Genomic DNA, 21,995 nt, shown 5'->3' on the forward strand with positions numbered 1-21,995 from the left:
GGAGTGGGGCTGCTTCGAACGCGAAGAACCCGGTTTCGCGGTGCGAAACCGGGTTTCGGGCTCGGAGGTGTCAGGCGGCGAGCAGGGCGATGAAGACCAGGATCGAGCCGCCGAAGACGATCGCGTGGCGGGAGTTCTGCAGGTAGGGCATGACCCAGCGGGGGAAGGCGCCCTCGGCCGCGGCCAGGAAGCGGCCGGCGTCGATGCGGGCGAGCTCGGGGTCGCCGGTCTTGGCGAAGGCCGCCTCGACACCCTTGGCGGCGGTCAGGTTGCTGTAGAGGATGACGATGTTGACGAGCACGACCAGCACCTGACCGATCCAGGTCAGCGTCTGACCCCACGGGTTGCCCGCCAGGTTGAGGACGGCCAGGCCGGTCATGGCCAGGGCGATGGACAGCGGCGCCCAGGTCTCGTGGCCGCCCGCGTCGAACCGCATGCCGTGCTCGGCGAGCACACCGGGCCGGACGCCCTGGCGGTTCAGTTCCGCCTCGGCGGCGGCCTTGGCCGCGGCGCCGTAGCGGTGGCGAACCAGCGGGATGCTCACGAAGGCGAGGGCGATGAGCAGCTGGGCGATGGCGGCGACGGTCATGGTCTTCTCCGAATCCTTGGTCTGGCGGGGCCGGTGTGGCCCGCTCTCGATGAACCAAAGATGTCCGGCCGCGCTGACAGGCCGGTCACAGTGCGCTGACAGCGCCTGTCAGTGCAGGTAGAAGCACCATTCGACGGTATCGACACCCCAATGGAGGCTCAGTGATGGCAGCCGCCTTCAGTCTGTCCTGGCGGGTTTCGTATGCTCGGACTCACCCGCCGCCGAACGAATGGTGACCAACGATGATCGACTTCTCGATTCCCGCCGAACTCGCCGCCGAACGCGACCGCGTCCGCCAGTTCGTCATCGACAAAATCGTTCCGTTCGAGCGCGACCCGCGCCTGACCGCGCACGGTCCGACCGACGAACTGCGCCAGGAACTGGTGGAACTCGCGCGCGCCGAGAAGCTGCTGACGGTGCAGGCGCCCGAGGCGCTCGGCGGGCGCGGGCTCAGCCACGTCGAGCAGGCCGTCATCTACGAGGCGGCGGGATGGTCCACCCTCGGCCCGATCGCGATGAACTGCGCGGCGCCCGACGAGGGCAACATGTTCCTGCTGTCCAAGGTCGCGAACCAGGAGCAGACCGACCGCTACCTGATGCCGGTGATCAACGGGCACCAGCGCTCGGTCTTCGCGATGACCGAACCCGACGGCGCGGGCTCGGACCCGGCGCAGCTGGCCACCGAGGCGGTCTTCGACGGCGAGAACTTCACCGTCAACGGCCGCAAATGGCTGATCACCGGCGCGAACGGCGCCAAGACCTGGATCATCATGGCCCGCCTCGCCGCCAACCCGCACCTGCCCGAGGGACCGACCCTGTTCCTGACCGACGGCGACCAGCCGGGCATCGTCATCGAGCGGACCATGAACACGATGGACCGCAACTACGTCGCCGGGCACGGCGTCGTCCGCTTCGACAACCTGGTGCTGCCGAAGTCGGCGCTGCTCGGGGAGGCCGGGCAGGCGCTGCGCTACGCCCAGCTGCGGCTGGCCCCGGCCCGGCTCACGCACTGCATGCGCTGGCTCGGCGCGGCCGAACGGGCCCAGAGCATCGCGGTGCAGCACGCCAAGACCCGCACCGCGTTCGGCAAGCCGATCGGCGAACACGAGGGCGTGTCGTTCATGTTGGCGGACAACGAGATCGCGCTGCACCAGTGCCGACTGACCATCTGGCACGCCTGCTGGCTGATGGACCAGGGCGAGAAGGCGAGGCACGAGAGCTCGATCGCCAAGTCCTACGTCTCCGAGGAGCTGTTCAAGGTCGCCGACCGCTGCGTGCAGGTGCTCGGCGGGATCGGCATCAGCGACGAGACGGTGGTCGAGATGATCTTCCGCGACATGCGCGCCTTCCGCCTCTACGACGGCCCCACCGAGGTCCACAAGTACGCCATCGGACGCAAGATTCTGCGCTGAGCCACTACGATCCTGTGGCATGAGTTCGGAACTGCTCGTCGATGTCTCCGCGGGCATCGCCGTGCTCACGCTCAACCGGCCCGCCCAGCAGAACGCGTTCACCCCGGCTATGGCCGCGGAACTCGGCGCAGCGCTGCAACGCTGCGACAGCGAGGACGCCATCCGCGCGGTGGTGATCACCGGGACGCCGCCCGCGTTCTGCGCGGGCGCGGATCTGTCCAGCCGGGTGGGCGAGGTCAGCGCCACCATCGAGCCCGCCCCGTGGCGGGTGCGCAAGCCGGTGATCGCCGCGGTCAACGGGCACGCGGTCGGCATGGGGCTGGCGCTGGCCCTGCAATGCGACCTGCGCTACATGGCGCGCGACGCGGTCTACGGACTGACCCAGGTGCGCCGCGGCGTGCTCGCCGACGGCTACGCGCACTGGACGCTGCCCCGGCTGGTCGGCATGGCCAACGCCGCCGACATCATGCTCACCGGCCGCACCTTCGACGGCGAGGAGGCCAAGGCGATGGGCCTGGCCAACGCCTGCCTCGCGGGCGGCGAAGTGCTGCCGACCGCGCTCTCGGTGGCGCACGATCTGGTCAACGGCTCCGCGCCGCTACCGGTGGCGCTGTCCAAGCGACTGCTCTGGGAGGGCCTCGGCATGAGCCCGTCCATGGTTGGTCAGCTGGAGTCCGAACTCAACGCCCACGTCGCCAAGAGCGTCGACGGCGGCGAGGCGATGGCGGCGTTCCGTGACCGCAGGCAGCCCAACTGGACCGGCAGCATCAGCTCCGAATGGCCCGCGTGGGACAACAAGGCCGACGCCGACCGACCGGTGCTCGACTGAATCGCGACCTCTTACGCGTTGCCGCCCAGCACGATGAGCAGAAAGAGGATCGCCATCAGAACCATGAGGACGGTTCCGATGACACCGAGGATGTAGCCGACCAGTACCTGTGCTCGGCCGCCGAGGGCGCCGCCGGAGTCCTCGATCTGGTCGAGGGCGCGCTTGCCCAACGCCCACGCCACCGGGCCGAGCGCTCCGCAGCAGAAGATGCTCGCCGCGCCGAGAAACAACACGGCCGTGGCATTCGGATGCTCGACCGTCGCACCGATGGGCTGGTTGGGTATCACCACCAGCCGAATTCTACGGGGCTACCGGGGAACTCCGCGTATTTTGCGGATCGCGCGTGACTCGGGGCGTTTCGTGTCGGCCGGGAAACGCCGTTCACCTGCGCCGTCGCCGAAACGGTTGGCGCGTACGAACATTCGGCCCGGTGGGCGAATCCGTCAGACCCGGCGCTGACGGGCGATCTCGGCGAGCACCACGCCCGCCGCCACCGACGCGTTCAGCGACTCCACCGGACCGGCCATCGGGATGCTGAGGATGCTGTCGCAATTCTCCCGGACCAGGCGCGAGAGACCCTTGCCCTCCGAGCCGACCACGATGACCGTCGGTGCGGTGCCGTCGAACTCGTCCAGCGTGGTGTCGCCGTCCATGTCCAGGCCGACGATCTGGAAGCCCTGGTTGGCCCAATCCTTGAGCGTGCGAGTCAGATTCGTGGCGCGCGCGACCGGAAGCCGGGCCGCGGCGCCCGCGCTGGTCCGCCACGCGACGGCGGTGACGCTCGCGCTGCGCCGTTGCGGGATGAGCACGCCGTGGCCGCCGAACGCCGCGACGGAGCGGATCACCGCGCCGAGGTTGCGTGGATCGGAGATGTTGTCCAGCGCGACGAGCAGCGCGGGTTCGGCCGTACCGCGCAGCCGGTCGAGCAGATCGTCCGGGTGTGCGTAGCGGTACGGCGGCACCTGGAGCGCGAGACCCTGGTGCAGACCGTTGTTGCTCATCCGGTCCAGATCGGTGCGCGGCACCTCGAGGATGGAGATGCCCGCGTCGGCCGCGGTCTGCACGCTCTCGGTGAGCCGGTCGTCGTTCTCGGTGCCGACCGCGACGTAGAGCGCGGTGGCCGGGACGCCAGCGCGCAGACACTCGACGACCGGGTTGCGGCCGAGCACCAACTCGGGACCGTCCTCGGTCTTGCGACCCGCGGGGCGGCCACCGGCGGCGCGGCCGGTCGGGCGCCCCTTCGCCTCCGCCTTGGCCTTGGCCGCGGCGCGCTTGGCCGCGGGGTGCTTGGTCCGCATCTCGGCGGGCGGTGTCGCGCCGCGCCCCTCGAGTGCGCGCCTGCGCTTGCCGCCGGAACCGACGACCGCGCCCTTCTTGCTACCCGTCTTGCGCACAGCGCCGCGACGCTGCGAATTCCCTGCCATCAGTTCGCCTTTCCGCGCGCGGCGCCCAACGACCACTCGGGTCCTCGGGCGGTGTCGGTCACCTCGATGCCCGCGGCGGCCAAACGGTCGCGCACGGCGTCTGCGGTGCCCCAGTCCTTGTCGGCGCGGGCCTGCTGGCGGCGGTCGAGTTCGGCGCGCACCAGCACGTCGAGCGCATCCTGCGCCGCGGAGGTGTCCTCCGGCGCGTACCACTTCGGGTCGTACGGGCAGACGCCGAGGATGTTCAGCATGGCCCGCACCTGCCCGGCCAGCTCCCGCGCGGTGTCCACCGCGCCCGATTCCAGCGCCTTGTTGCCTTCGTGCACCACGCGGTGCACCTCGGCGAGCGCGCGCGGCACGGCCAGGTTGTCGTCCATCGCCTCGGCGAACGCGTCGGTCCACTTGCCGACCGGGATCTCACCGGCCCGCTCGGCGACCCGGTGGATGAACGCCTCGATCCGCTGATAGGAGGCCGCGGCGTCGTAGAGCGCCTTGTCCGAGTACTCCAGCATCGATCCGTAGTGCGCGCTGCCGAGATAGAACCGAAGCTCCACGGCGCGAACCTTTTTCAGCACGTTGGGCACCGACAGCACGTTGCCGAGCGACTTGGACATCTTCTCGCCGCCCATGGTCACCCAGCCGTTGTGCAGCCAGTACTGCGCGAACCCGTCGCCGGCGGCCTTGGACTGGGCGATCTCGTTCTCGTGGTGCGGGAACACCAGATCCATACCGCCGCAATGGATATCGAATTCCGCACCCAGATAGAACTCGGCCATCGCGGAGCATTCCAGGTGCCAGCCGGGGCGGCCGGGACCCCACGGCGACGGCCAGTTCGGCTCGCCGGGCTTGGCCGCCTTCCACAGCGTGAAATCGCGCGGGTCGCGCTTGCCCTCGCCCGCGCTCTCGCCCTGGTGCACGTCGTCGAGCTTGTGGCCGGACAGGTTTCCGTAATCCGGGTAGCTCTGCACGTCGAAGTAGACGTTGCCCTCGGAGGCGTAGGCGTGCCCGCGGTCGATGAGCCGCCGCATCAGATCGACCATCTGGGTGATGTGGCCGGTGGCCCGCGGCTCCGCGGAAGGCGGCTGCACACCGAGCGCTTCGTAGGCGCGGTCGAAGGCCCGCTCGTAGGTGGCCGCCCACTCCCACCACGGGCGGCCCGCCTCGGCGGCCTTGTTCAGAATCTTGTCGTCGATGTCGGTGACGTTGCGGATGAAGTGCACGTCGTAGTCGTGCGCCTGCAACCAGCGGCGCAGCACGTCGAACGCGACGCCGCTGCGGACGTGACCGATGTGGGGTTCCCCCTGGACGGTGGCGCCACAGAGGTACACCGAAGCGCGGCCGGGAACCAGCGGCGCGAAATCGCGCATGGTTCGGCGTTCGGTGTCAAAGAGGCGCAGTGTCACGGCAGTCGATCCTAGTCGGCGCCGTCGAAGGACTTCCGTCCAGGCTCACACACGACCGGCGGGAACTCTGAGGTTGGTCCGGCCGGTCGGAGCAGGGCGTTCGCGCCTCGGCTCGACCGAGGGGCGCCGGGGTGCTATGTGCGGGCTTGCAGCAACGCGGTGGCGATCGACGCGACACCCTCTCCGCGACCCGTGAGACCCAGTCCGTCGGTGGTGGTTCCGGACACCGAGACCGGCGCTCCGAGCAGCTCGCCGAGCACCTTCTGCGCCTCCGGGCGGCGCGGTCCGATCTTGGGTCGATTGCCGATGACCTGCACCGCGGCGTTGACGATGTCGAATCCGGCCTCGTCGAGCAACCGGCGGACCTCGGTCAGCATCGCGGCGCCCGAGACGTCCTTCCACTCGGGGCGGCCGGTACCGAACACCGCGCCGACATCGCCGAGCCCGGCCGCCGACAGCAGCGCGTCGCACAGTGCGTGCGCGGCCACGTCGCCGTCGGAGTGGCCGGAGCAGCCGTCGTCACCGTCGAAGAGCAGTCCCGCCATCCAGCACGGACGACCGGGTTCGATGGGATGCACGTCGCTGCCGATACCAACTCGCATGGTCACGACGTTCTCATACGCTCCGCGCCGCGTTGCACACCGTCTCGGCGAGCATCAGGTCCAGCGGAGTGGTGATCTTGAAGGCCATCGGGTCGCCGGGAATGGTGTGCACATCGGCGCCGAGCCGCTCGACGAGTCCGGCGTCGTCGGTGGCGAGCACGTTCGTCTCGTAGGCGGCGCGCAGGAGATCGGCCGCGAAGCCTTGCGGTGTCTGGATCGCGCGAAGCGCCGCGCGGTCGGGGGTGCCGGTCACCACGCCGTGCGCGTCGACGGACTTGACGGTGTCGACCACCGGGAGGGCGGGAACCACCGCGCGATGACCCGCCCGCAACTCGGCCGCGACCCGGGCGATCAACGCGGGCGGGGTGAGCGCGCGGGCGGCGTCGTGCACCAGGTAATAGCCCGCGTCCGGCGCGGCGGCGATACCCGCGCGCACCGAATCGGTGCGTTCGGCGCCGCCGACGACCACGCGCACCGCGTCCGAGGGCGGCAGCAGGGCGACTGCGCTCTCGACCAGTTCGACGGGGACCATCACGATGATGCGGTCGACCGCCCCGGAGACCAGCAGGCCGTCCACGGCGAGCCGGACCATGGGTGTGCCGCCGACCGCGACGAACGCCTTGGGCGTGTTCTCACCCAAACGGACGCCGCGACCGGCGGCAGGAACCAAGGCAACGACAGGACTGTCGCTGTCAGAGTTGTTCACGGTCAGGAAGCCGCTGCGAGGACCTCGTCGAGCAGCGTCTCGGCCTTGCCGTCGTCGGTACCCTCGGCGAGCGCGAGTTCACCGACCAGGATCTGGCGAGCCTTGGCCAGCATGCGCTTCTCACCGGCGGACAGCCCACGATCCTGCTCCCGACGCCACAGGTCGCGGACGACCTCGGCAACCTTGTTCACATCGCCGGAGGCGAGCTTCTCCAGGTTGGCCTTGTAGCGGCGAGACCAGTTGGTCGGCTCCTCGGTGTGCGGCGCGCGCAGCACCTGAAAGACCCGGTCGAGACCCTCCTGGCCCACGACGTCGCGCACGCCGACGTATTCGGCGTTTTCCGCGGGTACGCGAACGGTCAGATCGCCTTGGGCGACCTTCAGGACCAGATACTCTTTTTGCTCACCCTTGATGGTGCGAGTCTCGATTGCTTCGATCAGCGCCGCTCCGTGGTGGGGGTAAACGACGGTGTCTCCGACCTTAAAAATCATGTGTCCCGTGCCCCTTTCGATGTTCACAGTTTAACATGCGACTCGGTAACGGCGCGATCAACTGTGCAGGTCAGGGCCACAACGAGCGGACCGAGGGGGTTGACAGAACCCGGACGGTGTGCATTACGTTGTGCCAGAACGAGTTATCCGACGGCGCCACCTCGCCCGTGTCCCACGAGGTACCGCGGCACTCGGCCCGCAACCGCACCCCCGGGCCACCGAACCGTTATGCAACGGTTGCCGACCGACAGCGGTGTCGCGGGGCGGACACCCCGGCCCGACCGACGGGTCCCCGGTGTCGACTACTACGCTGCCTAGTTACTACTCTCCGTAGCGGAGTGATCCCGGTCGACATGGAGGACAACCCGTGACTGCCCTGAATGCTGTGACCGCCTCGTCGGGGGCGCGGAAGCCACGTCTCATGGTGACTGTTGCCGCACTCGCCGCGGGCGCCGCGCTCGCGCTGTCCGGCTGCAGCGCGGGGCAGGTCTCCCAGACCGCGAACCAGGCTCCGGCCATCAACGGCAACAACGCCGAGGTCGAGGACATCTCGCTGCGCAACGTGCACATCGTGTACCCGTCCGAGGGCTACACCAATGTGCAGGGCGGCAAGGCGCTGATCGCGCTGTCCATCGTGAACAACAGCGAGACCGTCACCGACGAGCTCACCAGCGTCACCACCGACCTCGGCCAGGTGAAGATCACCCCGCCGTCCGGCGCGTCCTCGGTGAAGCTCGCGCCGCAGCAGACCGTCGTCGCGGCGGGCAAGCAGGGCGGCGGCTCGACCGACTCGCACGGCGGCGACAACCACGGCGACGACAGCCACGGCTCACAGCCGACCAAGCAGCAGACCGCCGATCCGGAGGCAAAGCCGGCCACCCTCGAGATCACCGGCCTCACCAAGGACATCACCCCCGGCCTGACCTACACCGTCTCGTTCAACTTCAAGGAGAACGGCACCGTGCAGGTCCAGGTGCCGGTCGACGCGGGCACCGAGGCCGAGCGCCACGAGTCCGATCTGTCGGGCCCGGCCGCCGGTGGCGGTCACGGCGGCGGCCACTGAGCCCGAGTCCGTCGCGGACCGAGAACGAAGGCTGTCGCACTCGGTGCGGCAGCCTTTTCCATATGCGGGGTTCTGTCGGGCCCGGTACGTAAGGTGCGCCTGTGGCAAAGAACAAGCCGATCTTCCGGTGCTCCGCCTGCTCGCACGAGGTCGCGAAGTGGGTGGGCAAGTGCCCGGACTGCGGGGCGTGGGGCACGGTCGACGAGGTGGCCGTCTCGGCCGTGTCGGCCGCCGCGCCGGGTAGGCGCGCGATGCTGCCGAGCACCGCGGCGGCCCCGATCTCCACGATCGATTCGCAGGTCACCAAGGCCAGGCCGACCGGTGTCGGCGAGCTGGACCGGGTGCTGGGCGGCGGCGTGGTCGCGGGCTCGGTGGTGCTGCTCTCCGGTGAGCCGGGCGTTGGCAAGTCGACGCTGCTGCTCGAGGTCGCGCACCGGTGGGCCAAGCAGCGCGACGAGAAAGCGCTCTATGTGACCGCCGAGGAGTCGGCGGGTCAGGTCCGGCTGCGCGCGGACCGCACCGGCGCGGTGCACGAGCGGGTGTACCTGGCGGCGGAGTCGGATCTGTCGATCGTGCTCGGGCACGTCGAGCAGGTGCGGCCGACGCTGCTCGTCGTCGACTCGGTGCAGACCATGCTCGCGCCGGACGTGGACGGCGTGATCGGCGGCGTCACCCAAGTCCGCGCGGTGACGGCGGCGCTCACCTCGCTGGCCAAGGCGAGCGGGATCGCCGTGCTGCTGGTCGGCCATGTCACCAAGGACGGCAACGTGGCGGGGCCGCGCACCCTCGAACACTTGGTGGACGTGGTGCTGCAGTTCGAGGGCGACAAGAACTCCACGCTGCGCATGGTGCGCGGCATCAAGAACCGGTTCGGCAGTGCCGACGAGGTGGGCTGTTTCGAGCTGCACGAGGAAGGCATCGCGGGCGTCGACGACCCGTCCGGGCTGTTCCTGCACCACCGCACCGATTCGGTGCCCGGCACCGCGGTCACCGTCGCGATGGACGGCAAACGGCCGCTGGTCGGCGAGGTGCAGGGCCTGACGGTGAAGACCGAGATCCCCGCGCCGCGCCGCGCGGTCAGCGGGCTCGACTACAACCGGGTCGCCATGGTGCTCGCGGTGTTGCAGAGCCGCGGCCGCGTCTTCCTCGGCAAGCACGACGTCTACGCGGCGACGGTCGGCGGCATGCGCCTCGTCGAACCCGCGGCGGACCTGGCCATCGCGCTCGCCATCGCCAGCGCCGAATCCGATACCGCGCTGCCGCCGGGCTGGGTGATCCTCGGCGAGGTCGGCCTCGCGGGCGAAGTGCGGAAGGTGACCGGCGTGGCACGTAGGCTGGCCGAAGCGCAGCGGCTCGGCTTCACCACCGCGCTGGTGCCGCCGGGGCTGGATCGAGTGAAGGGCGGGGGCATGAAGATTCACGAGGTGACCGACGTCGGTTCCGCGCTGCGGATCAGCGGCCTGCGCGCGCGGCGGGCGGCGCGGAGCGAGGCGGCCGAGTGATACCCGGGCGGTGGGCGGCGTATCTGCTAGGCAGACCGGCCCCCGTCGCGCCGAGTACGCCCGCCCCGTCGACGACCGCACGGAACAGGCTGCCCGAGATCGTCACCCGGCTGGCTCCCGGCACGCCGCTACGAGACGGGCTGGAACGCATCCAGCGCGGTCGCACCGGCGGCCTGGTCGTGCTCGGCTACGACGCGGACGTCGAGCGGATCTGCGACGGTGGGTTCGAGCTGGACGTCGAATTCGCGCCGACCCGGCTGCGCGAGCTGTCGAAGATGGACGGCGCGGTGGTGCTCTCCACCGACGGCGCCCGCATTCTGCGCGCCAACGTGCACCTGGTGCCCGATCCGAACCTGCCCAGCGCGGAATCCGGCACCAGGCACCGCGCCGCCGAACGGACCGCCGCCCAGACCGGCTACCCGGTGATCGCGGTGAGCAAGTCGATGCGCACGATGACGCTGTACATCGATGAGGTCCGCCACCTGGTCGAGCCGTCGGCCACCATCCTGGCCAGGGCGAACCAGGCGCTGGGCACGTTGGAACGCTACAAGGCGCGGCTGGATCAGGTGTGCGAGCAGCTGTCGGAGAGCGAGCTCGAGGACGTCGTCACCCTGCGTGACGCTTTATCGGCGGCCCAGCGCCTGGAGCTGGTGCGGCGTCTGGCCAAGGAGATCGAGCAGAGCGTGCTGGAGCTCGGCGCCGACGGTCGCCAGCTCGCCCTGCAACTGGAGGACCTGGTCGGCGACAGCGCCTGGCTGCGCGAGTTGCTCGTCCGCGACTACCTCGCCTGCGAGCCGGCGGGGGCAGAGGCAGGTGTGCCTGATCATGGTGTGGTTCTCCGCACGGGTACCAGGCAACGGGAGAACACGGCCTGCTCGTGCGCCGACCGCCGACATGTGAATGGGTCAGAGGCGGCGGGGGCGGGTGTACCTGATCATGGTGTGGTTCTCCGCACGGGTACCAGGCAACGGGAGAACACGGCCTGCTCGTGTGCCGACCGCCGACATGTGAATGGGTCAGAGGTCGAGCGCGCTATGGCGGGGCTGGACCTGGTCACCGATGCCGAACTGCTCGACCTCACCAATCTGGCCGCGCCGCTCGGTTATCCGGGCACCATCGAGGCGCTGGACCTGCCGATGCGCCCGCGCGGCTACCGGGTGCTCACCCGGATACCCCGGCTGCGCTTCACCCACATCGAATCGCTGGTCGACTCGTTCGGCTCGCTACAAGGACTGCTGGTCGCGACAACGAGCGAGCTACAGGCCGTCGACGGGATCGGCGTGCCGACGGCGCGGCAGATCCGCGACGGGCTGACCCGCCTCGCCGAAGCGGGCGCGGACAACCCGTTCGAACGGGATCGATGAAGCCGCGGCTCAGGCGATGTTGAACGGCTCGGCCGCGCTGCGCACCGAACCGAGTTGCGCGACAACCGAATACGCGCCGGGCGGGACCGGGACGCGCTCGCCCGCGCAATTCGGCTGAGATGTCGAGCCGGACCAGGTGACCTGGAAAGCGGCCTGCTCACCGCGATTCAGATTGCGCACGTCGGGCTGACCGTCCGGATAGCAATCGGTGCTCGACCACAGCTTGCGGGTGCCGTCGAGGGTGTAGACCGAGATCTGCTGCAATCCGGAGCCGACGTCGCGGGCGCAGGTCACCGAGGAGATGTTGGTGATCACGATGCCGAACACCGGCTGCTCGCCCGCCTTGTAGGTGGGTTGCTCGACGGTCACCTTCACCGCCAGCGACTGATCGGGGCACTGCCCGGACGCCACCGGAGCCGGACTTGCCGCCGGGGTCACCGAAGGTTTGGGCGCGTCCGCGCTGGCGGATGACTTCAGCGTGTCGCCCGACTTCTTCACCGACGAGGTCGAACTCGACGCGGCCACCTTGGCGTCACCGGGCGAGCCGCCACCGCGCACGACCATCACCACGAGCCAAATCACCAGCGCGAGCGCCAAGACCAGGATTCCGATGGCGAAAACGCGACGACGCCAGTAGATCTCCGGAGGCAGCGGTCCAGTCGGTTCCAGCACGATTCAAACTTACGGGCAGCACCGGGCGCGGTGTCTCAGGACCTCGGCGTGTCGAACTGGACGACGCCATGGTGCCGGGTGCATCGCACCCGGCACGCTGGGGAAACTCCGCTCCTAGAACGGGTCAGGCGACCTCGCCGATGTTGCCGATGGCACTGTGCAGTTTCATCTGGCCCTCGGCCAGCTTGTAGGTGACGCACGCGATGGCGAGTTCGCCCGCCTTCACCCGCTCGGCGATGATCGACGAACGCTCCATGAGCAGTTTGCTGGTCTCGACCACGTGCCTGGCCTCGAGCTCGTCCACGTCGGACAGGCCCTCCCTGCGGCCGATCAGGATGGACGGCGACACCTTCTCCACCACGCTGCGGATGAATCCGCCGGGCACCTCGCCGCCGTCGAGCGCGTCGACGGTGGCCTTCACCGCGCCGCAGCTGTCGTGTCCGAGCACCACGATCAGCGGCACGTTCAGCACGTGCACGCCGTACTCGATCGAACCGAGCACCGAGCTGTCCACCACGTGGCCCGCGGTGCGCACGACGAACATGTCGCCGAGACCCTGATCGAAGATCAACTCCGCGGCCACGCGCGAGTCGCCGCAGCCGAAGAGGATGGCCGAAGGATGCTGACCGCCGACGAGCTTCGCCCGGTCGGCGGCGCCCTGATTAGGATGCATGAGGGTGCCGTTGACGAAACGCTCGTTGCCTTGGCGGAGAGATTTCCACGCGCTGATCGGGTTGGAATCAGACATACCGACCATTGTGCACAAGGCATTCGCTACCAGCGAGTCAGGTTCGTTACGTGTCGGCAAATATCGACTGGCCGCCGGGTGGCGGGGACGGTGAGGGTAATGCGTAGCGGGACAGGTCGGATCACACCGGCCCTGCCACAGATCGGTGATCGCGGCATCGACGCCGATGTGTTGCTGGACTGGTACGCCGAGACCGCCCGCGACCTGCCGTGGCGGCACCCCGGCGTGACCGCGTGGCAGATCCTGATGAGCGAGATCATGCTCCAGCAGACCCCTGTCGTTCGGGTGCAGCCTGTCTGGCTGGAGTGGGTGGCGCGCTGGCCGGTGCCCTCGGCGATGGCCGCGTCCTCCCAGGCCGAGGTGCTGCGCGCGTGGGGCAAACTCGGCTATCCGCGGCGCGCGCTGCGGCTGCACGAGTGCGCGCGGGTGCTCGCCGAGGAGCACGGCGACGAGGTTCCCACCGACGTGGACGTGCTGCTCGGCCTGCCCGGCATCGGCGCTTACACCGCGCGTGCGGTCGCCTGCTTCGCCTACGGCCAACGCGTGCCGGTGGTGGACACCAACGTGCGCCGGGTCGTCGCGCGCGCCGTGCACGGTCGCGCCGAAGCGGGCAATCCGGCCGCGCGCGACCTCGCCGAGACCGAGGCGCTACTGCCCGCGAAGATCGACCGCGCGGCGCGGTTTTCCGCCGCGCTGATGGAGCTCGGCGCGACGGTCTGCACCGCGCGCACGCCCGACTGCGCGCACTGCCCGCTGCCCGCCTGCGCCTGGGTGACCGCGGGTCGTCCGGTGTCCGAGGTGGTGCGCCGCACCCAGAAGTACGAGGGCACCGACCGCCAGGCCCGCGGCCGCCTGCTCGACGTGCTGCGCGCCGCGACCGGGCCGGTGGAGCGGGTGCGCCTGGACCTGGCCTGGACCCGCGATCCCGGCCAGCGCGATCGGGCGCTGGACTCGCTGCTGGTCGACGGGCTGATCGAGCAGACGGCGGACGGATTGTTCGCCCTCGCGGGTGAGGGCGATCGCTGACAGCCGGATGAAGGGGGCCTTCGGTCGGTCAGGCGAGGACCCGGTGCAGAAATCGTTCCACTTCGGCGCGATAGCGCTCGGGCTGATCGTCGTGCACCAGATGTCCCGCGTCCGGGATCAGCACGTACTCCGCATTCGCGTTGGTCTCGGCCATTTCCCGCATCTGCCCGGCCGGGGTGATGGTGTGCTCGCCCTCGATGAGCAGCACCGGGACGCGCACCGCCCGCCACTGCTCCCAGAAATGGCGGGTGCCCCACTCCTCGGAGATGTCGCGGAAGGTCGCGACCGAGCCGTGCAGCCGATAGCCGTCCGGGCCGTGCTCGAAGGAGTTCAGGAAGTAGCGACCCGCGACGGGGCCGAAGTACTCGAGCACCGAGTCGGCGTCGGGGAACGGCTGCGGCCACGACTCGATCATGGCCGCCCAGTCCGCGGCGGTGCGTCCGGTGAAGTCGGGGGCGATGTCCTCCACCACCAGCGCGCGCACCCGCTCCGGATACTGCGCGGCGAAGACCCAGCCGTGCAGCGCCCCCATGGAATGGCCGATCACGACCATCGGCTCGGTGAGGTGCGCGGTGGCCTCGGCGAGATCGGCGACGAAGGCCTCGGTGGTCAACTCCGGCGGGGCCGGGCGGCCGTGGCCCGCGGCGTCGTAGGTGTAGACGTGCCCGTGCGCCCGCAGCCAGTCCAGCTGGTCGCCCCAGGTGCGCGCGCTGCCCATCAAACCGTGCAGCAGCAGGATCGGCACGCCTGCTCCGCCTTCGTCGTACCACATCGGGACGATTGTGCCCCCGGGCTCGTCCGGGCGCGCGCCCGCCCGCGCGCGGGCGACGTATTGTCGAGTTCATGGCTGTCGTGAAGATCAACGCGATCGAGGTCCCCGAGGGCGCAGGGCCCGAGCTGGAGAAGCGGTTCGCGCACCGCGCGCACGCGGTGGAGAACTCGCCCGGCTTCCTCGGCTTCCAGCTGCTGCGTCCGGTCGCGGGCGAGAACCGCTACTTCGTGGTGACCCAATGGGATTCCGAGGAATCCTTCGCCGCTTGGCGGGACGGTCCCGCCCGTGCCGCGCACGCCGGCAGCGGGGACAAGAAGCCGGTCTCGACCGGGGCGTCGCTGCTCGAATTCGAGGTCGTGCTCGACGTCGCGGCCAAGCCCGCGTCCTAGCATCCGGCGGGTAACGACTCGCCCACACCGTGGTCAACAGGTGTCGACCGTGTTGACGACGGGCGCGCCGTGGTGTCACAGTTCGAGGTGACCAAGCGAGGGTGATGCGGTAATTCCGGTGTGATTCCGGAGCGGTCGCGCCACTGTGTTCCAAGCATCGAGTCCGATCTCCGCCGAGCAGGCGGGGGCCAGGCGAGGTGCCGGAAAGCCAGACACCGGCACCCTCCGCACCACCCATCTCACGGGACGCGACAACGCCCTGCCGGGACCGAGAATCCGGTCGGGACGTATCCCTAGGAGGACTCGAATGGCCATCGCGCATTCACCGAGCCAGGCGACCGATTCCCTGGCGACCGTGCTCGTCACGGTAGGTGTCGTTCTTCTCGCACTGCTCACGCTGTACCTGGTCGGCTTCGATCAGGGCGCCATCTCGCGCAGCGGGATGTTCATGCACGAGCTCATGCATGACGGACGTCATCTGCTGGGTGTTCCGTGCCACTGAACCCACCGACGACGACTCCGGTCCCCCTGGCCGGAACCTTGAAAACCCTGCTGCTGCGCGGCCTGCTCGCCGGTTTGATCGCCGGTCTGCTGGCCGCCACGGTGGGCTATTTCGTCGGCGAACCGAAGGTCGACGCGGCGATCGCCATCGAAGAGGCGAACGCGGCCACCGAAGAGTCGCACCACACGCCGGAGGAACCCGCCACGGGTCATTCCCACGGCGACGAGGAAGAGCCGCTGGTCAGCAGGCCCGGACAGAAGTTCGGGCAGTTCCTGGCTCTCGGCCTCAGCGGTCTCGCCTTCGGCGCGATCTTCGCCTCGGTCGCGCATTTCGCGCGGCGCCACACCGCACTGTCCGGTCCCAAGCTGGCGATCGGGCTCGGTGTCGCAGGGTGGGCCGCGATAGTCGCGGTGCCGTTCTTCAAGTACCCGGCGAACCCACCAGCGGTGGGTGATCCGGAGACCATCAACGATCGCACCCTGCTCTGGGTGGCCTCGGTGCTGCTCGGCCTCGCGGCCGTCGGCGCGGGGGTGTACGTGTACAAACTGCTGCGCGGGCAGCTGGACACCGTCCGGCTGATCGCGGGCGTCGCGGTGTTCGTGCTGATCACCACGCTGGGCTACGTCCTGCTGCCTGGCGTCGACGAGGTGTCCGCCGACTTCCCGCCGAGCCTGCTGTGGCAGTTCCGTGTCGCGTCGCTCGCCGTCTCCGCCACGCTGTGGGCGGCGCTCGGTCTCGGCTTCGCGGCGCTCACCGAGTTCGCGGGGCGTAACACCCAGGCGCGGAGCGAGGTCGCTACCGCGGGGTGACTCGCGTTCGAAAGATCAGGGGCAGTGTCGGTCTCATGACCGGCACTGCCCCTTTTCGGTCGAGCGGTCAGGCCAGCGCGGCGTCCAGGCTGATGATGTCGACACCGGCCAGCGCCTTGGAGACCGGGCAGCCGGCCTTGGCGGCCTCGGCGGCGGCGAGGAAGCCGTCGGCGTCCATGCCGGACACCCGGCCGCGGACGGTCAGTGCGACCGCAGTGATGCGGAAGCCGCCCGCCGGGTCCGGGCCGAGGGTGACGTCGGCGGTGACGTCCAGGCTTTCGGGTGTGGCGCCCGCGTTGCCGATCTGCGCCGAGAGCGCCATGGCGTAGCAGGAGGAGTGCGCGGCCGCGATCAGTTCCTCGGGGCTGGTGGTGCCGTCGGCTTCCTCCGCGGAACGCTTGGGGAACGACACGTCGTACTTGCCGACGCCCGAACTGGTCAGCTCGACCTGGCCGGAGCCGTCCTGCAGACCTCCGGTCCAAGCGGTGCGCGCGGTACGTGTTGGCATCATTGTCCTTTCACGAAGTGAGCCGAACTCGTGCAGGCTAGAACCTACCCGCACAGCCGAACCGTGCGCACCGCTTCCGCGGGCGAGCCGTCAGCTCGCCGCGCCGAGCTTCCCGTCGAGTTGCTCGAGTATCCGGGGCCACGCCGCACGGTGCCGGTCTCTGGCCGCCTCGCTCGCGAACCCCGAGTGCCGCAGGCGAAGCCGGATGCCGCGCGGCTGCTTGACGAACTGCACGCTCACCACCGTCTCGGCGCCCTCGGTGCCGCTCTCGCCGGTGACCCAGGTGAGCTCGACGAGGCGCTCCGGCTCCAGCCGCAGGAACCGGCCGTAGTGCGGGTTGCGCTTGCCCTCGAACTCGGTCTCGAAGAAGAACGGCTCGTTCACCGCGGGCTTCATCCGCACCGAATCCGGGGCGGCTAACCAGATGTCGAACCCCTGTGTCCATGCGGCGTAGAGCAAGCTGGGCGGTGCTTTCATCACCCGCTCCACGGTGAGGTCGTAGGGCCGTGCGGACAGATCCGGGAGACGAACTGACTGGTCGACCATCACCGGACCATACCCGCGCGCCCGAAGCCCCCACAGCATTTGCCCCGACGTGATCGGCTGTCACTCGGGATTGGTCACCCGGGCGAGCACGATGCCGCCGAGGATCAGCGCGAGCGCGAGCAACCGCCCCGCGCTGAACGGATCCCGGTGCACCACGATCCCGAGGGCGATCGCGCCCACCGCGCCGATGCCGGTGAAGACGGCGTAGGCGGTGCCGACGGGCAGCGTCTGCATGGCTCTGGACAGCAGGTATACCGCGAGGCTGCCCAGCACGAAGCACACGAGGGTGGGCAGCGGGCGGGTGAAGTTCTCGGTCGGTTTGATGCTCTGTGACCAGACGATCTCGACGAGGCCCGCGAGACCTAGTACGAGCCAGTTCATTTCGGTGCTCCGCTCATTCAGGGCTCCACTCGTTCAGGGGCTCCGCTCATTCAGGAGCGCGAGTCGTTCAGGGGCGAGAGTCGTTTGCGTGCGCGTTCGTTGGGTGCTCGAGCCGTTCACGTGCCCTAGGCCCTGTCTCGAAGTTCCATCCGGCGCCTCAGCCCGGACTTCGAGACAGGGCCTAGTCGTTCGCGCTCGAGTCGTTCGGGCGCGTCCGTTCTCGTTCAGTACTGCGCCGCGAGGGAGCGGGCGGTTTCGATGGCCTTGGCGTAGGAGTCGTCGTGTTCGGCTCGGCGATCGGCGAGCGCCGGATCCTGGCGGGAGTTGGCCAGTTCGGCGTGCACGAAAACCGTGTCGGTTACGGCGAAGTGGCCCGCGAAGAAGTCGCGCAGGTAGCGCTCCTGGTAGTCGAAGGCCGCCTTCGGCGCGCCGGGCGAATAGCTGCCGCCGCGCGCGGAGGTGACGACGAAACGGCGGTGCCCCAACGACATTCGGGGAAAGGTGATCTGGTCCAGCCAGGCCTTCAGCACGGCCGGAATCGAGTAGTTGTACATCGGGGTGCCGATCAGGATCACGTCGGCGGCGAGCACTTCGTCCAACAGGGGGCGCAGGACGGCCAGCGCCGCGGTCTGGGCCGGAGTCGTCGCCAGGCCGTCGAGGTCAGCCGGGTCGAAGGCGCCGCGCGCGAGGACCGCGTCGCACAGCTCGGTCCACGGCTCGTCCACGAAGGGCACGGGCCGCGCCGCAAGGTCTCGGTACAGGTACTCGCCGTTCGGATTCCCGGCGCGCCAGGCGGCGGCGAACTCCGCGCTCAGTTCCCGGCTGATGGAGCGGCGCCGGGCGCTCGCGTCGAGGTGCAACAAGGTGCTCATGCCTGCGCCTCGCCAATGCTCGGCTCCAGCACGCGCACCGCGCGCTGGCAAGTGATTCGCTCACTGCTTTCGCTCATGATTCAACCCTTCAACTAAGCGGACATATTGTCCGGTTCGACGTTAACAGCAAATCGGACACTCTGTCCACTTATCCCGAACTCCGCTAGAGTCGCTGTCATGGATGCCCGCTCGGATCTGCTCACCGGCGCACCGCTCGATCGACCGCCGAGCGAACGCGCGGACGCGGCACGCAACCGCGCCAAGGTCCTCGCGGCCGCGGCGGAACTCTTCGCCGAGCGGGATCCACGCGCGGTGACCATGGACGACATCGCCAAGGCAGCGGGCGTCGGCCGCGGCACGCTGTACCGCCGCTACCCGGACACGAATTCGATCGCCGTCGCGCTCCTCGACGAGCACGAACGCGCCATCCAAGAGCGCCTGCTGCACGGCGAACCACCCCTCGGCCCAGGCGCGTCCCCGGCAGACCGGCTGGCCGCCTTCTACGAGGCGATGGTCGAACTCCTCGACAGCCACGCGCACCTGGCACTCGGCGCGGAGACCGGCGGCGCCCGCTTCACGACCGGGGCATACGGGTTCTGGTACGCCCACGTCCGAGCGTTGCTGGTGGCGGCGGACATCCGTGACCCGGACGCGCTGGTCGATTCCCTGCTCGCACCGTTGGCCGCGGAGGTCTACACCGCACAACGCGAACGCGGGCTCAGCCCATCGACCATCACCCGAGGACTGGATCGGATCGCCCACGCCCTGCTCGGCAAACCCCGATAGGCACCCGCCCTATCACCGTTCCACACGCCGTTCACACGCCTGACGAAGCAGACCAGGCCGAGGTCCCATGCGAGCGCCGGACCGCGAGCGGCGCCCACCAACAAGCTCGCGAGCGTCCAGATGCCGAGAATGACTGTGCCGGTGATGCATCCGTCGAAGACGCAGGCCGGGCTCGGCAACGGCGTTGGGTCAGCCGCCGAATACCTGCGCTTACGAAGGTCGATCGACGGTCGGCCTCGTGGGGCACTGCCGGGCGCAATCCGCCCAAAGTCCGCGCATGGCCGGAGCGAAGGCGAAGGTACGCACCAGAGACACAGCCGGACGCAGTCCGCCCGAAAACCGCGCATGGCCGGAGCGAAGGCGGAGGTACGCCTTAGGCTGCAAGGGTGAGTGCGCCAGGCATAGCGAATCGTGGCTCGGTCGTATGGGACTGGGGCCTCGCGTTGATCGTCGCGGTAGTCCAGGTGGCCGGGGGTCGCGGCGCCGATATGCACCAGACCGGCACGCAGTCACTGGATGTGCTCGGTTATCTGCTGCTGCTCGCGGGGCCGGTCGCGCTGGCTTTCCGGCGCGTTCAGCCGCTGCCGGTGCTGGTGATCGCGCTCGCCGCGTGCGGCATCTACCTGGCGCTCGACTACGGGTACGGCCCCATCTTCCTCTCGCTGGTGATCGCCTTCCTCACCGCGGGGACGATCGGATCTCGCTGGTGGACATACCCGCTCGTGCCGATCGGCTACCTGCTCTTCGTGTGGCCGCTGCCCGCGTTGCTCGGTGAATCGGTGAACGGCTGGCAGATCGTCGCGCTGATGGCGTGGTCGGCCGTGCTCATCTGCGCGGCCGAAGGGTTGCGCCAGCGCCAGGCGACGCTGGAGGCCCGCGAGCAGCGCGCGGAGGCTGCCCGCCGCGACGAGCAGGCGCAGCGGGAACGCCGCGCGACCGAGGAGCGGCTGGCCATCGCCAGGGAGCTGCACGACGTTCTCGCCCACAGTCTTTCGCTGATCAACATGCAGTCCTCGGTAGCGCTGGAGCTGTTCGACAAGCGGCCGCAGCAGGCCAGGACGGCGCTCGCCGCGATCAAGGCGGCGAGCAAGGAATCGCTGGCCGAGGTGCACACCCTGCTCCAGACCATCCGCATGGGCGCGACCCTGGCCGACCCCGAAACCGCGCCGGTGCAGCGTGATTCGACCGAGAGGTCTCGCCCCACCCGCGGCCTCCGTGGTCTGCGGCGGGCCACACCGAGCCAGCGGCGGGCATCCGGTGCGGCCGAGCCGGACAAGCAGCCGGAGGAGTTGCGCGCCGATCGGGAGCCGCGCACCGAACCGCGCCCGGCCGAGCCGCCGAAGAAGCAGGAGGCGCCGCGCGCGCCCGCGCCGAGCATCGGCGATCTGGACTCGCTGTTGCAGCGGCCGCGCGAGGCGGGACTGACTGTCGAGACACGCGTCATCGGCGAACCGCGGAAACTGCCCGGCGAGATCGACGCGGCGGCGGCCCGGATCATCCACGAATCCCTGACCAACGTGGCGCGCCACGCTCCTGGCGCGAGCGCCACGATCACCGTCCGCTACGCGACCGGCTCCGTCGACCTGACCATCGACAACTCCCGCCCCACCGCCCCCGCGGCCCGGTCCGGTTCCGGCGCCCGCAACGGCATCATCGGGATGCGCGAGCGGGCACACGCCCTCGGCGGAGCCCTGACCGCCGGTCCACGACCGAGCGGCGGGTTCCGCGTCGCGGCCCGGCTACCCAGCGAGATAGTCCCGGTGCGACAACGCCCGGCGGCCCGTCCAGCCGAACCCGCGCCGAAGAACGGCAACGAGGTCGGGAAGGAAGTCGGCGCCGAGCCGAACGATGTGGCGGACGGGCGAAACGGGTCCGCAGCGGATCTCTCCGTCAACTCGACCGCACCGGGAACGCACACCGCCCTGGCGACCGAGTCGGCCGAGCCGAACGCACACAGCGGCACGGAGTCGGCGTTCACCAGTACCCCGGACGTCGCGAGCGACGATCGCAACGGCGCCGCGTCGACATCAACCGGCAGCCCGGACACCGTCAGCTCGCACGACAGCTCCGCATCCACACCTTCCGGCGGCTCGGACGCCGCGACAGCCAACCGGAATACGCACGGCGACATCCCGCCCCACACCGGCAGCTCGGACGCCGAGACCGGCGATCGTCAGCCCCGCAACGGGAGCGTGTCGACATCCACCGGCAACCCGGACACCGTCGGCCCACACGACAGCTCCGCGGCCGCACCACCCGGCGACTCCAGCACCACGACAGCCGACTCGAACACGCACAGCGGTGCCCCATCCGACACCAACGGCCTGGTTCCCGCCACCGGTGATCACCAAGTCCGCAACGGCACCGCCTCCGGCTCGCCTTCGTCGCCGTAATTGGTCTGGATCGCAACCACTTCCGTCAACCCACCGACATCAACTCCCGGCGCCGACGTTTCGTAGGCAGCGAGATCACCGAGCCACGGTCACGACTCTGTCAGTAGGTCCGGGACTGTCGGTTTAACGGCGGATCCGACCTCGGTGTGGGTTAGTTCCCGGTCGGGTGGATCCGGCCTTCGAAGGTGATGGCGAAAGCGTTGAGG

The 21,995-nt window shown here is 69.4% G+C and carries 25 protein-coding genes and 1 riboswitch; of the genes, 11 read left to right on the forward strand and 14 right to left on the reverse strand.

Annotated features, from left to right (window positions below; translation table 11 throughout):
• Positions 1–70: 70 nt before the first annotated feature.
• Complete coding sequence (locus tag AB0H49_RS03235; RefSeq protein WP_357246535.1) at positions 71–589, reverse strand: hypothetical protein; 519 nt, start codon at positions 587–589, stop codon at positions 71–73.
• A gap of 242 nt (positions 590–831) precedes the next feature.
• Between AB0H49_RS03235 and AB0H49_RS03240 the strand changes: the two genes are divergently transcribed.
• On the forward strand, positions 832–2,001 hold the full coding sequence (locus AB0H49_RS03240) for an acyl-CoA dehydrogenase family protein (RefSeq protein WP_141807664.1): 1,170 nt from the start codon (positions 832–834) through the stop codon (positions 1,999–2,001).
• A gap of 19 nt (positions 2,002–2,020) precedes the next feature.
• Positions 2,021–2,830 carry an enoyl-CoA hydratase-related protein gene (locus tag AB0H49_RS03245; RefSeq protein WP_355000444.1) on the forward strand — a complete coding sequence of 270 codons (810 nt, stop codon included), beginning with the start codon at positions 2,021–2,023 and terminating at the stop codon, positions 2,828–2,830.
• Between the two features lie 11 nt (positions 2,831–2,841).
• On the opposite strand, the gene AB0H49_RS03250 is transcribed toward AB0H49_RS03245, so the two are convergent.
• From AB0H49_RS03250 to carD, 6 genes are all read right to left on the reverse strand, one after another.
• Positions 2,842–3,120 (reverse strand): DUF4190 domain-containing protein, encoded by a 279-nt coding sequence (locus AB0H49_RS03250; RefSeq protein WP_067790064.1) that lies wholly within the window; start codon positions 3,118–3,120, stop codon positions 2,842–2,844.
• Between the two features lie 153 nt (positions 3,121–3,273).
• A complete protein-coding gene (gene rlmB / locus AB0H49_RS03255) occupies positions 3,274–4,254 on the reverse strand; it encodes a 23S rRNA (guanosine(2251)-2'-O)-methyltransferase RlmB (RefSeq protein WP_355000445.1) in 981 nt (326 codons plus the stop codon).
• Positions 4,254–5,657, reverse strand: coding sequence for a cysteine--tRNA ligase (gene cysS, locus AB0H49_RS03260; protein ID WP_355000446.1), 1,404 nt, complete (start codon positions 5,655–5,657; stop codon positions 4,254–4,256). Before cysS ends, rlmB begins: the two co-directional genes overlap by 1 nt.
• A 134-nt stretch (positions 5,658–5,791) precedes the next feature.
• Entirely contained in the window at positions 5,792–6,259 is a 468-nt protein-coding gene (gene ispF, locus AB0H49_RS03265) for a 2-C-methyl-D-erythritol 2,4-cyclodiphosphate synthase (protein WP_357246626.1), read from the reverse strand.
• Positions 6,260–6,272: 13 nt separating this feature from the next.
• The gene (gene ispD, locus AB0H49_RS03270; protein WP_357246541.1) at positions 6,273–6,965 is read right to left on the reverse strand and encodes a 2-C-methyl-D-erythritol 4-phosphate cytidylyltransferase; all 693 of its coding nucleotides are present in this window, start codon (positions 6,963–6,965) and stop codon (positions 6,273–6,275) included.
• A gap of 2 nt (positions 6,966–6,967) precedes the next feature.
• Positions 6,968–7,456 carry an RNA polymerase-binding transcription factor CarD gene (carD, locus tag AB0H49_RS03275; RefSeq protein ID WP_011206964.1) on the reverse strand — a complete coding sequence of 163 codons (489 nt, stop codon included), beginning with the start codon at positions 7,454–7,456 and terminating at the stop codon, positions 6,968–6,970.
• Between the two features lie 421 nt (positions 7,457–7,877).
• Between carD and AB0H49_RS03280 the strand changes: the two genes are divergently transcribed.
• The 3 genes from AB0H49_RS03280 (at position 7,878) to disA (ending at position 11,385) form a co-directional block, all read left to right on the forward strand.
• The gene (locus AB0H49_RS03280; protein WP_357246544.1) at positions 7,878–8,519 is read left to right on the forward strand and encodes a hypothetical protein; all 642 of its coding nucleotides are present in this window, start codon (positions 7,878–7,880) and stop codon (positions 8,517–8,519) included.
• A 101-nt stretch (positions 8,520–8,620) separates the two neighbouring features.
• Positions 8,621–10,021 carry a DNA repair protein RadA gene (gene radA, locus AB0H49_RS03285; protein ID WP_355000449.1) on the forward strand — a complete coding sequence of 467 codons (1,401 nt, stop codon included), beginning with the start codon at positions 8,621–8,623 and terminating at the stop codon, positions 10,019–10,021.
• Between the two features lie 89 nt (positions 10,022–10,110).
• A complete protein-coding gene (gene disA / locus AB0H49_RS03290; RefSeq protein ID WP_357246628.1) occupies positions 10,111–11,385 on the forward strand; it encodes a DNA integrity scanning diadenylate cyclase DisA in 1,275 nt (424 codons plus the stop codon).
• Between the two features lie 9 nt (positions 11,386–11,394).
• On the opposite strand, the gene AB0H49_RS03295 is transcribed toward disA, so the two are convergent.
• Together AB0H49_RS03295 and AB0H49_RS03300 are read right to left on the reverse strand one after the other, a co-directional pair.
• The gene (locus tag AB0H49_RS03295) at positions 11,395–12,057 is read right to left on the reverse strand and encodes a hypothetical protein (RefSeq protein ID WP_357246547.1); all 663 of its coding nucleotides are present in this window, start codon (positions 12,055–12,057) and stop codon (positions 11,395–11,397) included.
• Between the two features lie 124 nt (positions 12,058–12,181).
• Positions 12,182–12,805, reverse strand: a complete 624-nt coding sequence (locus AB0H49_RS03300) for a carbonic anhydrase (protein WP_355000451.1) — start codon at positions 12,803–12,805, stop codon at positions 12,182–12,184.
• Positions 12,806–12,904: 99 nt separating this feature from the next.
• Here AB0H49_RS03300 and AB0H49_RS03305 point away from each other — a divergent pair, with 99 nt between their 5' ends.
• Positions 12,905–13,831 carry an A/G-specific adenine glycosylase gene (locus tag AB0H49_RS03305; RefSeq protein ID WP_357246550.1) on the forward strand — a complete coding sequence of 309 codons (927 nt, stop codon included), beginning with the start codon at positions 12,905–12,907 and terminating at the stop codon, positions 13,829–13,831.
• Positions 13,832–13,859: 28 nt separating this feature from the next.
• Here the strand turns inward: AB0H49_RS03305 and AB0H49_RS03310 are convergent, their stop codons facing one another.
• On the reverse strand, positions 13,860–14,603 hold the full coding sequence (locus AB0H49_RS03310) for an alpha/beta hydrolase (RefSeq protein WP_355000453.1): 744 nt from the start codon (positions 14,601–14,603) through the stop codon (positions 13,860–13,862).
• A gap of 71 nt (positions 14,604–14,674) precedes the next feature.
• On the opposite strand from AB0H49_RS03310, the gene mhuD reads away from it, so the two are divergent.
• The 3 genes from mhuD (at position 14,675) to AB0H49_RS03325 (ending at position 16,303) form a co-directional block, all read left to right on the forward strand.
• Positions 14,675–14,992 carry a mycobilin-forming heme oxygenase MhuD gene (mhuD, locus tag AB0H49_RS03315; protein WP_141807677.1) on the forward strand — a complete coding sequence of 106 codons (318 nt, stop codon included), beginning with the start codon at positions 14,675–14,677 and terminating at the stop codon, positions 14,990–14,992.
• Between the two features lie 55 nt (positions 14,993–15,047).
• Positions 15,048–15,231: riboswitch (cobalamin riboswitch) on the forward strand.
• Positions 15,232–15,299: 68 nt separating this feature from the next.
• Positions 15,300–15,494 (forward strand): CbtB-domain containing protein, encoded by a 195-nt coding sequence (locus AB0H49_RS03320; RefSeq protein WP_067790036.1) that lies wholly within the window; start codon positions 15,300–15,302, stop codon positions 15,492–15,494.
• Positions 15,485–16,303, forward strand: coding sequence for a CbtA family protein (locus AB0H49_RS03325; protein ID WP_357246554.1), 819 nt, complete (start codon positions 15,485–15,487; stop codon positions 16,301–16,303). The genes AB0H49_RS03320 and AB0H49_RS03325 overlap by 10 nt, the downstream gene beginning before the upstream one ends.
• 67 nt (positions 16,304–16,370) lie before the next feature.
• On the opposite strand, the gene AB0H49_RS03330 is transcribed toward AB0H49_RS03325, so the two are convergent.
• The 4 genes from AB0H49_RS03330 to AB0H49_RS03345 form a co-directional block, all read right to left on the reverse strand.
• The gene (locus AB0H49_RS03330) at positions 16,371–16,811 is read right to left on the reverse strand and encodes an OsmC family peroxiredoxin (RefSeq protein ID WP_355000454.1); all 441 of its coding nucleotides are present in this window, start codon (positions 16,809–16,811) and stop codon (positions 16,371–16,373) included.
• A 90-nt stretch (positions 16,812–16,901) separates the two neighbouring features.
• Positions 16,902–17,357 (reverse strand): SRPBCC domain-containing protein, encoded by a 456-nt coding sequence (locus AB0H49_RS03335; protein WP_355000455.1) that lies wholly within the window; start codon positions 17,355–17,357, stop codon positions 16,902–16,904.
• A 60-nt stretch (positions 17,358–17,417) separates the two neighbouring features.
• Positions 17,418–17,738, reverse strand: coding sequence for a multidrug efflux SMR transporter (locus tag AB0H49_RS03340; RefSeq protein ID WP_355000456.1), 321 nt, complete (start codon positions 17,736–17,738; stop codon positions 17,418–17,420).
• Positions 17,739–17,962: 224 nt separating this feature from the next.
• A complete protein-coding gene (locus AB0H49_RS03345; protein ID WP_357246558.1) occupies positions 17,963–18,610 on the reverse strand; it encodes an NAD(P)H-dependent oxidoreductase in 648 nt (215 codons plus the stop codon).
• Between the two features lie 177 nt (positions 18,611–18,787).
• Here AB0H49_RS03345 and AB0H49_RS03350 point away from each other — a divergent pair, with 177 nt between their 5' ends.
• Together AB0H49_RS03350 and AB0H49_RS03355 are read left to right on the forward strand one after the other, a co-directional pair.
• Complete coding sequence (locus AB0H49_RS03350) at positions 18,788–19,396, forward strand: helix-turn-helix domain-containing protein (protein WP_357246561.1); 609 nt, start codon at positions 18,788–18,790, stop codon at positions 19,394–19,396.
• A gap of 386 nt (positions 19,397–19,782) precedes the next feature.
• Positions 19,783–21,789: a histidine kinase gene (locus tag AB0H49_RS03355; protein WP_357246564.1), complete on the forward strand. Its 2,007-nt coding sequence runs from the start codon at positions 19,783–19,785 to the stop codon at positions 21,787–21,789.
• The last annotated feature ends 206 nt before the right edge of the window (positions 21,790–21,995 follow it).

Source organism: Nocardia sp. NPDC050713, assembly GCF_040654315.1.
GTDB lineage: Bacteria > Actinomycetota > Actinomycetes > Mycobacteriales > Mycobacteriaceae > Nocardia.

Coding starts and splice junctions, on each gene's coding strand:
- AB0H49_RS03235 (WP_357246535.1), bottom strand. CDS start 589: ATGACCGTCGCCGCCATCGCCCAGCTGCTCATCGCCCTCGCCTTCGTG.
- AB0H49_RS03240 (WP_141807664.1), top strand. CDS start 832: ATGATCGACTTCTCGATTCCCGCCGAACTCGCCGCCGAACGCGACCGC.
- AB0H49_RS03245 (WP_355000444.1), top strand. CDS start 2,021: ATGAGTTCGGAACTGCTCGTCGATGTCTCCGCGGGCATCGCCGTGCTC.
- rlmB (WP_355000445.1), bottom strand. CDS start 4,254: ATGGCAGGGAATTCGCAGCGTCGCGGCGCTGTGCGCAAGACGGGTAGC.
- ispF (WP_357246626.1), bottom strand. CDS start 6,259: ATGCGAGTTGGTATCGGCAGCGACGTGCATCCCATCGAACCCGGTCGT.
- carD (WP_011206964.1), bottom strand. CDS start 7,456: ATGATTTTTAAGGTCGGAGACACCGTCGTTTACCCCCACCACGGAGCG.
- AB0H49_RS03280 (WP_357246544.1), top strand. CDS start 7,878: ATGGTGACTGTTGCCGCACTCGCCGCGGGCGCCGCGCTCGCGCTGTCC.
- AB0H49_RS03300 (WP_355000451.1), bottom strand. CDS start 12,805: ATGTCTGATTCCAACCCGATCAGCGCGTGGAAATCTCTCCGCCAAGGC.
- AB0H49_RS03305 (WP_357246550.1), top strand. CDS start 12,905: ATGCGTAGCGGGACAGGTCGGATCACACCGGCCCTGCCACAGATCGGT.
- AB0H49_RS03310 (WP_355000453.1), bottom strand. CDS start 14,603: ATGTGGTACGACGAAGGCGGAGCAGGCGTGCCGATCCTGCTGCTGCAC.
- mhuD (WP_141807677.1), top strand. CDS start 14,675: ATGGCTGTCGTGAAGATCAACGCGATCGAGGTCCCCGAGGGCGCAGGG.
- AB0H49_RS03320 (WP_067790036.1), top strand. CDS start 15,300: ATGGCCATCGCGCATTCACCGAGCCAGGCGACCGATTCCCTGGCGACC.
- AB0H49_RS03330 (WP_355000454.1), bottom strand. CDS start 16,811: ATGCCAACACGTACCGCGCGCACCGCTTGGACCGGAGGTCTGCAGGAC.
- AB0H49_RS03335 (WP_355000455.1), bottom strand. CDS start 17,357: ATGGTCGACCAGTCAGTTCGTCTCCCGGATCTGTCCGCACGGCCCTAC.
- AB0H49_RS03340 (WP_355000456.1), bottom strand. CDS start 17,738: ATGAACTGGCTCGTACTAGGTCTCGCGGGCCTCGTCGAGATCGTCTGG.
- AB0H49_RS03345 (WP_357246558.1), bottom strand. CDS start 18,610: ATGAGCACCTTGTTGCACCTCGACGCGAGCGCCCGGCGCCGCTCCATC.
- AB0H49_RS03350 (WP_357246561.1), top strand. CDS start 18,788: ATGGATGCCCGCTCGGATCTGCTCACCGGCGCACCGCTCGATCGACCG.